The following is a 10,264-nucleotide window of genomic DNA, read 5'->3' on the forward strand; positions in this document are numbered from 1 at the left end:
GCCTCCCCACCCCCCGGATCGATTGGAACCCCCCATGAGCACGAACGTCGCACCCCCTGAGAGCACCGTCCCACCTCGCACCTGGCGCAAGGTGGGCATCCGGATCATGCCGCTGGTCGGCCTCGCCTACGTGGCGAGCTACATCGACCGCGCCAACGTCGGCTACATCGCCGCCCCCATGTCCCGCGACATGGGCCTCGACAGCAGCCAGATCGGCCTCGCCGCCGGGCTGTTCTTCATCGGCTACGTGCTGTTCGAGGTGCCGAGCAACATGATGCTCAGCCGGTTCGGCGCGCGGAAATGGATCGCCCGGATCATGATCACGTGGGGTCTGGTCACGGCGGCGACCTCGGCCGTGAGCTCCCCGGCCGCGCTGTTCGTCGCGCGGCTCCTGCTCGGGTTCGCCGAAGCGGGTCTGGCCGCCGGGATCCTGCTCTACCTGACGTTCTGGTTCCCGCGCCGCCAGCGTTCCTGGGCGTTGTCGACGTTCATCCTGATGATCCCGCTGTCCTCGATCATCGGCTCTCCGCTGGCCGCCGCGCTGCTGGAGTGGGGGCAGGGCGTGTTCGGCATCGCGGGCTGGCGGGCGCTGTTCCTCGTCGAGGGCGTCCTGACGGTCGTCGTCAGCGTCCTGATCTTCGTCTTCCTGCCCGACCGGCCGGCCGACGCGCGCTGGCTCGACGACGAGGAGAAGGCCGCCATCGGCCACATCCTGGCCGCCGAGGCCGCCGAACAGCGTGCCCACGGAGCGCTCACCGGGCTGCGCCAGGCGCTGACCAGCGGCCGGGTCTGGGCGATGGCCGTGACGTGGTTCGCGATCGCGTTCGGGCTCTATCCGCTGCAGTTCTTCCTGCCCACGATGATCAAGTCCATCACGCGGAGCGTCGGTCAGTCCGCCGACGTCAGCAGCGTGCTGCTGTCCGCGATCCCCTACGTGGTGGCCGCGCTCGCCCTCCTCGTCTGGGCCCGCGTCGCCGCCCGCCTGACGGCGGTGACGGCCACGGCCGTGCCGATGGCCCTCGGCGCGGTGGGGCTGGTCCTGGCGACCTTCACCAGCAGCGGCACGCTGTTCGTGCTCGCCGTCTGCCTGAGCGTCGCCGGGATCATCACCGCGATGCCGCAGTTCTGGCGCATCCCGGCGATCGGCCTGACCGAGGCGGCCGCCGCCTCCGGCATCGCGCTGATCAACTCGGTCAGCAACGTCAGCGGATTCGTCGGTCCCTACTTCACCGGGTCCATCGCGTCGGCGACGGGCAGCTTCACGTACGCGCTGCTGGCCATCGCGATCATCATGGCCGCCGGGCTGGCCGTCCTGCTCACCGTGGGACGCCGGATGGAGCGGCTGGACGGGGGCCTGTCGTGAACGCCGCGCTGCTGGAGCGCCTCCGGACCGAGCTGGACGAACGCCGGGCGACCACCGGGCTGCGCCGCGACCTCGTGGTCTCCGGCGCCCAGGGCCCGACGCTCGACGTGGGCGGCGAGCGGCTGGTGAACCTCGCCTCCAACGACTACCTCGGCCTCGCCGGCGACCCGGAGGTCCTCGACGCGGCCCGGCGGGCGCTGCGCGAGACGGGCCTCGGGGTGGCGGCGGGACGGGTGCTCTGCGGCACCCGGGCGGTCCACGGCGAGCTGGAGGCGCGCATCGCCGAGCTGGTCGGCGCCGAGGACGCCGTGCTCCACCACTCGTGCTTCGACGCGAACCTCGGCCTCTTCGACGCCCTGGTCGGCCCGCAGGACGTCGTCCTCAGCGACGCGCTCAACCACGCCAGCCTGATCGACGGCATCCGCCTCACCCGCGCCCGCCGGCACGTCTACCCCCACGCCGACCTCGACGAACTCGAACGCCTCCTCACCGCGTCCGCCGACGCGCGCCACCGGCTCATCGTCACCGACGGCGTCTTCAGCATGGACGGCGACCTCGCCGCGCTGCCCCGGCTCGCCGAGCTGGCCGAGCGCCATGACGCGGTGCTCGTGGTCGACGACTCGCACGCCACGGGCGTCCTGGGCGCGACCGGCGCCGGCACCGCCGAGCACTTCGGCCTGCGGGGCCGCGTCGACGTGCTGACGGGGACGCTCGGCAAGGCGCTGGGCGGCGGGGCGGGAGGCTTCGTCGCCGGCGACCGCGCGGTGGTCGAGACGTTGCGCCAGCTCTCGCGGCCCTACATCTTCACCAATGCCATGGCCCCCGCGCTGGCCGTGGCCGCGCTGACGGCGATCCGCGTCGCACGAAGGCGTCCCGACCTGCGGGCACGCCTGGCCGCCAACACCGCCTGGCTGCGCGGGACGTTGCGCGATCTCGGCTACGAGGTGCCGCCGGGGGAGCACGCCATCATCCCCGTGATGCTGCGCGGCGGCACGCTCGCCGCCGACGTGGCGTCGGCGCTGCGCCGCGACGGCGTCCTGGTCTTCGCGCTCTCCCATCCGGTCGTCCCGGCGGGCGAGGAGCGCATCCGGGTGCAGGTGTCGGCCTCGCACACGGCCGGCCAGCTCGAACGGGCGGCCGCCGCGTTCGGCCGCGCGCGTGCCGTCCTGGCGGGGTCATGAGCGCCGCGGGGTTGCGGGCGCCGACCAGCGCCGACGGCCGCGAGCTGGCGGGCCGGGTCGCGGTCGTGACCGGCGGGGCGAGCGGCATGGGCCTCGCGGCGGCGCACGCGCTGGCCCGCCGCGGCGCGACCGTCGCGGTGCTCGACCTGGCCGCGCCCGGCCCCGGCGAGCTGGCGTCGACGCTGGAGGTGCCGGCCGACCGCGTCCGGTCGGTCGCCGTGGACGTCACGGACGACGACCAGGTCCGGCGTGCGTTCGCCGCGCTGCTGGCGGAGCGGTCGCGGCTGGACATCCTGGTCAACGCCGCGGGCGTCGCGCCGCCGACCGCGTTCGAGGACATCACCCCGGCCGAGTGGGAACGGGTGCTCGCGGTCAACGTGCTCGGGACGTTCCTGTGCTGCCGGCAGGCGCTGCCCGCGATGCGCGGCCGAGGATGGGGCCGGATCGTCACCTTCTCCTCCACCGCCGGCAAGACCGTGAGCACCGCGGGCGGCGCGCACTACACGACGGCCAAGCACGGCGTCCTCGGGCTCACCCGGCACCTGGCGAAGGAGTGCGGCGGCGACGGGATCACCGTGAACGCCGTCTGCCCCGGGCTCATCGACACCCCGATGGCACGCGCCCTGCTGCCCGAAGGGGCGCTCGAACAGGCCACCCGGTCCTTCCCGGTGCCCCGCGTCGGGCAGCCCTGGGAGGTCGCCGAGCTCGTCGCGTTCCTCGCCTCGGACCGCGCGGCGTACATCACCGGGGCGGCCATCGACATCAACGGCGGCGACCTGATCGTCTGACGCGGCGCCGCCGACCACCCGCAACCCGCACTTCCACGAGAAGGTGAACTTTCTGTGAGCACAGGGACAGTCAGGATGATCCAGCACCGGATCGGCGGCCGAGAGACCGCCGGCGAGTCGGTCCGCACCGCCCCGGTGTGGAACCCCGCGACCGGCGAGCGTCAGGCCGACGTGCTGCTGGCCGAGCCCGCCGACGTCGACGCCGCGGTGCGGGCGGCGCGGGCCGCCCTGCCGGGCTGGGCCGACACCTCCGTCATGCGGCGGTCGCGGTTGATGTTCGCCTTCCGCAACCTGGTCGAGAAGCACCTCGACGACCTCGCGCGGCTGGTCTCGGCCGAGCACGGCAAGGTCCTCGACGACGCCAGGGGCGAGCTCGTCCGCGGCCTGGAGGTGATCGACTTCGCCTGCGGGATCCCGCAGCTGCTCAAGGGGGAGTACTCCGACCAGGTGTCGACCGACGTCGACCTCTTCTCCTTCCGGCAGCCGCTCGGCGTCTGCGCCGGGATCACGCCGTTCAACTTCCCCGCGATGGTCCCGCTGTGGATGCATCCGATCGCGATCGCGACCGGCAACACGTTCGTGCTCAAGCCCTCCGAGCGCGACCCGTCGACCGCCAACCTCGTCGCCGACCTCTACGCCGAGGCCGGTCTGCCCGACGGGGTCTTCAACGTCGTCCACGGCGACAAGGTGGCGGTCGACGCGATCCTCGACCACCCGGACGTCGCCGCGGTGTCGTTCGTCGGCTCGACGCCGGTCGCGCGGTACGTCCACGAGCGCGCGACCGCCGGCGGCAAGCGCGTGCAGGCGCTCGGCGGCGCCAAGAACCACGCCGTCGTGCTGCCGGACGCCGACCTCGACCACGCCGCCGACCATCTGGTCGCGGCCGCGTACGGCTCGGCGGGCCAGCGCTGCATGGCCGTCTCGGTCGCCGTCGCGGTGGGCGACGTGGCCGAGCCGCTCGTCGAGCTGCTGCGCGAGAAGGCGCAGGCGATCAAGGTGGGGCCGGGACTGGACGCCGGGTCCGAGATGGGCCCGGTCGTGTCGGCGGAGGCGCTCGAACGGATCAGGGGCTACATCGGCTCCGGCGTCGCCGCGGGCGCCGACCTCGTGCTCGACGGGCGCGCGCTCGACATCGGCGGCGACGGCTTCTTCGTCGGCCCGACGCTGTTCGACCACGTCACACCCGACATGGACGTCTACCGCGACGAGATCTTCGGCCCCGTGCTCGTCGTCGTGCGCGTCGGCTCGCTCGCGGAGGCGATCGACCTGATCAACACCGGCAACCTGGCCAACGGCACGGCGATCTTCACCACGGGCGGCCACGCGGCCCGCCTGTTCCAGCGATCCGTGCAGGTCGGGATGATCGGCGTCAACGTGCCGATCCCGGTGCCCATGGCGTTCCACTCGTTCGGCGGCTGGAAGCAGTCGCTGTTCGGCGCCCACCACATGCACGGCCCGGAGGGCGTCGCGTTCTACACGCGGGCCAAGGCCGTCACCACCCGCTGGCCGGAGGACAGGGAGGACGGCCCGCGCACCCGCGGCGACCTCTCCTTCCCCACGGCGGTCTGACCTGGCGATACGGGCCCCCGACCAGGCCGGGGGCCCGTACGGGCTAGGCCGGTGGGCGCGCGGCGGGCAGCTCGATGTGCGCCCTGCTCACGGACGTGCTCTTCGCCAGAACCTGGAGCAGGTCCCGGCGCACGCGCTCGCACCGGGCGCGCATCGCCTCACGGGCGGCGTCCGCGTCGCGCGCGCGCAGCCCCTCGAAGACGGCCGCCAGCTCTCCGGGCGGGCTGGCGATGCCGGGATCGATCAACGCGGCCATCCGCAGCACCCGTTCCAGCTCGTCGAGCACGTCGACGATCGACTTGCCGAGACGGGGGTTGCCGCTGAAATTGGCGATGATGCCCTCGAACTCGATGCCGGCCTGGAGCGACTCCTCCTGCTCCACCTCGCCCGCCGCGAGCGCCATGGGCACCTGCGACAGCGCTTCGAGCCGTTCGAGCGCGGGCGCCGTGACGCCGAGACGCGCCGCGGAGGCGGCCGCCTCGCCGGACAGCAGCGTGCGCAGGGCGCACAGGGCGTCGGTGTCCTGGAGCGTGATCGGGCTGACGACGTAGCCCGCGCGCGGGAGCGCGGTCACGAGCCCGTCGCGCCTCAACCGGGCGAGCGCCTCGCGCACCGGGGTCTTGCTGATGCGCCACTGCTCGGCGAGCGACGTCTCGGTGAAGCTGCTGCCGGGCGGGAGCGTCAGGTCGATGATCTGGCGTCTGATCGCCCGATAGGCCTGGCCTGTGCGGTCGAGGCCGGTCTCGTCCCTGCCGACCAGCAGCAGAGCGGGGATGTGCGGCGTTCCGCTGACCACGCCATGGATGTCGGACATCACGTCAGGATATCAACTCGGAGTGTTGATACAGCAGCTCGTCCGACATGTCATGAGAAGAGATATTAATTCTTGTTGCTGATATCTCAATATGTCATGCTTTGTCCATGCAGCGACGCAGCTCGAATCCCTGGGTCCTTCCCGCCACGAGCGACTTCCCGGCGTTGGGTGCGATGAGCACGCGCGCCCGCGCGGACCGGCGCGCCCGCGACGGCGTGCGGATGCTCCCGCTCGCAGGCGCCCCGATCCTGCCCATGCCCGAGCACGTACGGCGTGCGGTCGCCGGAGCGATGGACCGGCCCGACCCGCGCGACACCCGCGGCCTGCCGGAACTGCGCGCCGCGATCGCCGCCGAACTGGAGCGCGAGCACGGCCTGCGCGTCGATCCCGAGCGTCGCCTGCTGATCACCCACGGGGCGATGCAGGGGCTCTCCCTCGTGCTGCGCACGGTGCTCGCCCCCGGCGACGAGGTGATCGTGCCGACCCCCACCTACTTCTTCGACGGCGCGGTCCGCGAGGCCGGCGCGACCCCCGTCCGCGTCCCGTCCCGGGAGAGCGACGGCTGGGCGCTCGACCTGGCCGGGCTGGAGGCCGCCGTCACCAGCCGCAGCCGGGCCGTGCTGCTGTGCAACCCGACCAACCCGACGGGCTACCTCCCCGACGCCGCGACCCTGGCGGCCGTGGTCGACCTGGCCGCGCGCCACGGGCTCCTGGTCGTCTCCGACGACTCGTGGCAGCACTTCGCCTACGACGGCCGCCGGTACCACCCGGTGGAGGCGTTCGCCGACCGCTGGCCGCATCTGGTGACCGTCACCAGCCTCAGCAAGTACTACGCGCTGGCGAGCTGGCGGCTCGGCTACGTCCTGGCGCCGCCGCGGATCGTCGACGCGCTCAACCGCCGCTTCGAGTGGGAGGCGGTCTGTTGCGGAGTGGTTCCGCAGCGGGCCGCGGTGGCCGCCCTCACCGGCCCGCGCGACTGGCTCGACGAGGCGCTCTCCACCTACCAGGCCAAGCGCGACCTCGTCTGCGACGGCATCGCCGCCAGCGGCCTGCCCCGGCCCGTACGGCCCACGGGCGGCGCCTTCCTGCTCGCCGACTGCTCGCGCCTGGGCGACAGCCCGGCGGCCATCGACCGCGTGCTCCTGCGCAACGGCGTCGCGACGGTGCGCGGCGCCGACATGCACGCCCCCGACACCCACGTCCGCATCACGTTCGGCGCGGACGAGCGCACGCTCGGCGAGCTGGTCCACGCCCTCGGACGGGCCCGCCGGGAGTCCTGACGCGGTCAGGGCGTGGGAGCCCGGCCGGTGACGCGGGCGCGCTTCATGCGCAGGCGGACCTGGGAGGAGGCGCGCGTCTGGGTGATGACGAACTCGTCGCAGAGCCGGCGCATCACCCACAGGCCGTAACCGCCCGGCCCCACCTGGGGACGGACGTCGGGGCAGGCGTCGGGCCGGAGGCGGCCCGCGTGGTCGTCGACGTCGACGGTGAGGAAGTCGTCGTCGGTCCAGATGCGCACCCACCCGGCCCCGCCCGCGTGGTCGAGGACGTTGGTGACGGCCTCGTTGACGGCGAGCGCGAGGTCTTCGCCGCACTGGGAGGCGAGCCCGGCCTGGAGCGCGTGAAGGCGGACGAGCTCGCGCAACTCCGCGAGGTCGCGGCTGATCGGCCAGCTCGCCGCAGCATCGGGGGAAGGCTCGGACATCGGTCGCTCCTACCCGAGAACACACGCCGTGTGCCCATGATGACACCGACCCGGTCGTGCGCGCAGGCCGAGCGGAGACAGACAGGGCCGGTCCATCCTGCCGGAGTCGCGGCTTCCGCGCCATGCCCGGCCGGGAAGTGCCCCGGAACCGGCCATCGGCCTTAATCCCGGGGCGAGGGACCCGAAAATTAGCAACGTTCCAAATGGGGGATTTATCCGAAAACCCGGTCCGGTTGCCCGGGCGTGCTCCATCGTTGGCGATGCAACGCGGCTCCGCTGCGGCGGAGGCGCACCGAGAGCCAAGGGAGTTCCATGCTCAACCGATATCGGGCCCTGCCGGCCGCGGTGGCGATGCTCGCCGCGCTGGCGGGCGCGGCCGTCGCCGCGCCCGCGCAGGCGTCCGCCGTCGCACCCCTCACCGTGACGTTCGCCGCCACGGAGGACGTGTTCATCAGCCAGGCCGAGCCGGCGAAGAGCTTCGCGTCCGCGACCTGGGTGAGCGTCTGCGGCGCCGCGTGCGGCAGCGCCGCCGCGGGCCAGCGGGTCGGCCTGGCCCGCTTCAAGGTCACCGGCATCCCGGAGGACGCCGAGGACGTCAAGGTCACGCTGGACGTCGTCTCCGCCAGGACGACGGACACCGCCGTGTCGGCCCGCCCCGTCACGGGCTCCTGGACCGAGGCCGCCACGACCTGGAACACCCGTCCCGAGTTCGGCGCCGCGGCCGTGGCCTCGCACACCGGCTTCACCGCCGGGACGACGGCCAAGCTGGACGTCTCCGCCGCGGTCAAGGGCGACGGCACGTACGCCTTCGCGCTCACCGGCACCGACTCCACCGCGACCGTGCTGATGTCCTCGCGCGAGACCGGGAACCGCGGCCCCAAGCTCACGGTCACCTACACCGAGGGAAGCGGCCGGCAGACCGACGGGCCGCTGCCGTTCGTCCTGCCGGGGACGGCGGCCCTGCGCGGCTCGGCCAAGAAGGTGTTCGCGCACTACTTCACCCCGTACCCGGTGTCGCTGGACAACCAGGCCCCGGCGAGTGACTACTACGCCAGGAACTACCTCAAGCCGGACGGCGAGAGCGGCAAGCACGCCGCCTACGGCGGACTGCTGCGCGACCGCCCGCTCGGACGCGACCCGATCAGCGGCGACTACGCGGTGGCGGACTTCAAGACCGAGGTCAAGCAGGCCGTCGCGGCCGGCCTGGACGGGTTCACCGTCGACATCCTGTCGATCACCAGCGCCCACTGGACGCGGGTGCAGAACCTGATCAAGGCGGCGGAGGCCGTGGACCCCGGGTTCAAGATCGTGCTGATGCCGGACACGAACGGCCTGGCCTCGGTGGACAGCGCCGCGTTCGCCACGGCGATGGCCAAGCTGGCCGCCTCGAAGTCGGTCTACCGGCTCGCCGACGACCGGCTGGTGGTGGCGCCGTTCAAGGCCGAGGGGCGTACCCCCGCCTGGTGGGCGGCGTGGATGAAGACGATGGAGACCGAGCACGGCGTCAAGGTGGCCCTGGTGCCCTGCTTCCTCGACTTCGGCAAGTACCGGGACGCGTTCGCCTCGATCAGCTACGGCTTCTCCAACTGGGGCAACCGCAACCCCGCCGCCAACGCCGCCCTGGGCGGCAACATCGACCGCGCGCACGGCATGGGCAAGATCTGGATGCAGCCGGTGTCGGTCCAGGACGAACGCCCCAACCAGGGCGTCTTCGACGAGGCGGGCAACACCGAGAACCTGCGGGCGACGTGGAAGGGCGCGATCGACGGCAAGGCCGACTGGGTCCAGCTCACGACCTGGAACGACTACTCGGAGAACACGCAGTTCGCGCCGTCCAGGAACGCGGGCTGGACGTACCTGGACATCAACGCCTACTACCTGACCTGCCACAAGCTCGGCTGCCCGAAGATCACGAACGACGCGGCGTACCTGACCCACCGGGTCCAGCCGGTGGCGGCCCAGCCGTCCTTCGCGCAGACCAAGCTGATGAAGCTGCGCGGCGGCAGCACGGCCGCGCGTGACACGGTCGAGGTGCTCACCATGCTGACGGCGCCGGGCAAGGTGTCGGTGACCGTCGGCGGCACGACGCAGAGCTACGACGCGCCCGCCGGTGTGTCGGCCAGGACGTTCCCGCTCAAGGCGGGGACCGCGTCGGCGACCGTCACCAGGGAGTCGGCGACGGCGGCCAAGGTGGTCTCGCCGTACCCGATCACCGCGACGCCGTACGTGCAGGACCTGCACTACCGCGCGGCCTCCAGCGAACGCTGACCGCGCCTCCGGGCCCGCGCCGACCGCGCGGGCCCGCACCCCGCTCGTCCGTCAGTCGCCGGGTCCAGCAGGGCGGCGACGTGCGCGTAGTCCGCCCTGCCGTGACCGCCCGCGGCCACGTACGCCGCCTCGGCCGCGTAGAACCTCTCCATGACCGACCACGCGTCGGACGTCCTCGTCATGTTCATGTGGCGAGCATCCCGCGCGTCCACCGTGGGTCGCCGGCGCCAATCGGACGTCTCAGGCGGGAATCCGGCTCGGGGAGTTGACGAGCCGACCCTGCTGTGAAAAGCTGAAGGCGGCACCGAGGTTGACACTCATAGTAAGTGTGGACACTCGTTTCTCAGTTGAGTTATGCTGCTTCCTCGCGCTGCCTTTCGACGCCCCGGATTTCGATCCGGGCGTTTGGCATGCGCGCAGTTCGATCCCGTCCGTGCCCTCCGGAAGGACAACTGTTGGCAGCCTCGCGTAGTGTTCCCGCCGCCTCCGCCGTACCCGCTGGTCCCCGTCGCGTCTCTTTCGCGCGTATCCAGGAGCCCCTCGAAGTTCCTGACCTTCTCGCCCTCCAGACCGAGT

9 protein-coding genes are annotated in these 10,264 nt (G+C 72.4%); 6 read left to right on the forward strand and 3 right to left on the reverse strand.

All coding sequences use genetic code 11. The features are described 5' to 3' along the window. Positions 1 to 34: 34 nt before the first annotated feature. The 4 genes from ABZ815_RS45095 (at position 35) to ABZ815_RS45110 (ending at position 4,901) form a co-directional block, all read left to right on the forward strand. Positions 35 to 1,363 (forward strand): MFS transporter, encoded by a 1,329-nt coding sequence (locus ABZ815_RS45095; protein WP_357707912.1) that lies wholly within the window; start codon positions 35 to 37, stop codon positions 1,361 to 1,363. Next, on the forward strand, positions 1,360 to 2,544 hold the full coding sequence (locus ABZ815_RS45100; protein WP_357707913.1) for a glycine C-acetyltransferase: 1,185 nt from the start codon (positions 1,360 to 1,362) through the stop codon (positions 2,542 to 2,544). The genes ABZ815_RS45095 and ABZ815_RS45100 overlap by 4 nt, the downstream gene beginning before the upstream one ends. Then, positions 2,541 to 3,332: an SDR family NAD(P)-dependent oxidoreductase gene (locus tag ABZ815_RS45105; protein WP_357707914.1), complete on the forward strand. Its 792-nt coding sequence runs from the start codon at positions 2,541 to 2,543 to the stop codon at positions 3,330 to 3,332. The genes ABZ815_RS45100 and ABZ815_RS45105 overlap by 4 nt, the downstream gene beginning before the upstream one ends. Before the next feature lie 75 nt (positions 3,333 to 3,407). After that, positions 3,408 to 4,901 carry a CoA-acylating methylmalonate-semialdehyde dehydrogenase gene (locus ABZ815_RS45110; protein WP_357707925.1) on the forward strand — a complete coding sequence of 498 codons (1,494 nt, stop codon included), beginning with the start codon at positions 3,408 to 3,410 and terminating at the stop codon, positions 4,899 to 4,901. 43 nt (positions 4,902 to 4,944) lie between these two features. On the opposite strand, the gene ABZ815_RS45115 is transcribed toward ABZ815_RS45110, so the two are convergent. Next, positions 4,945 to 5,715, reverse strand: coding sequence for a GntR family transcriptional regulator (locus ABZ815_RS45115; RefSeq protein ID WP_357707915.1), 771 nt, complete (start codon positions 5,713 to 5,715; stop codon positions 4,945 to 4,947). A gap of 107 nt (positions 5,716 to 5,822) precedes the next feature. Between ABZ815_RS45115 and ABZ815_RS45120 the strand changes: the two genes are divergently transcribed. Further along, on the forward strand, positions 5,823 to 6,995 hold the full coding sequence (locus ABZ815_RS45120; protein WP_357707917.1) for a pyridoxal phosphate-dependent aminotransferase: 1,173 nt from the start codon (positions 5,823 to 5,825) through the stop codon (positions 6,993 to 6,995). A 5-nt stretch (positions 6,996 to 7,000) separates the two neighbouring features. On the opposite strand, the gene ABZ815_RS45125 is transcribed toward ABZ815_RS45120, so the two are convergent. Further along, a complete protein-coding gene (locus ABZ815_RS45125; RefSeq protein ID WP_357707918.1) occupies positions 7,001 to 7,420 on the reverse strand; it encodes an ATP-binding protein in 420 nt (139 codons plus the stop codon). Between the two features lie 312 nt (positions 7,421 to 7,732). Between ABZ815_RS45125 and ABZ815_RS45130 the strand changes: the two genes are divergently transcribed. Then, positions 7,733 to 9,688, forward strand: a complete 1,956-nt coding sequence (locus ABZ815_RS45130) for an endo-1,3-alpha-glucanase family glycosylhydrolase (RefSeq protein ID WP_357707919.1) — start codon at positions 7,733 to 7,735, stop codon at positions 9,686 to 9,688. Here the strand turns inward: ABZ815_RS45130 and ABZ815_RS45135 are convergent. After that, positions 9,661 to 9,876 (reverse strand): hypothetical protein, encoded by a 216-nt coding sequence (locus ABZ815_RS45135; RefSeq protein WP_357707920.1) that lies wholly within the window; start codon positions 9,874 to 9,876, stop codon positions 9,661 to 9,663. The genes ABZ815_RS45130 and ABZ815_RS45135 overlap by 28 nt on opposite strands. Between the last annotated feature and the right edge of the window lie 388 nt (positions 9,877 to 10,264).

The organism is Nonomuraea sp. NPDC047529, assembly GCF_040642995.1.
Taxonomy (GTDB): Bacteria; Actinomycetota; Actinomycetes; order Streptosporangiales; family Streptosporangiaceae; genus Nonomuraea.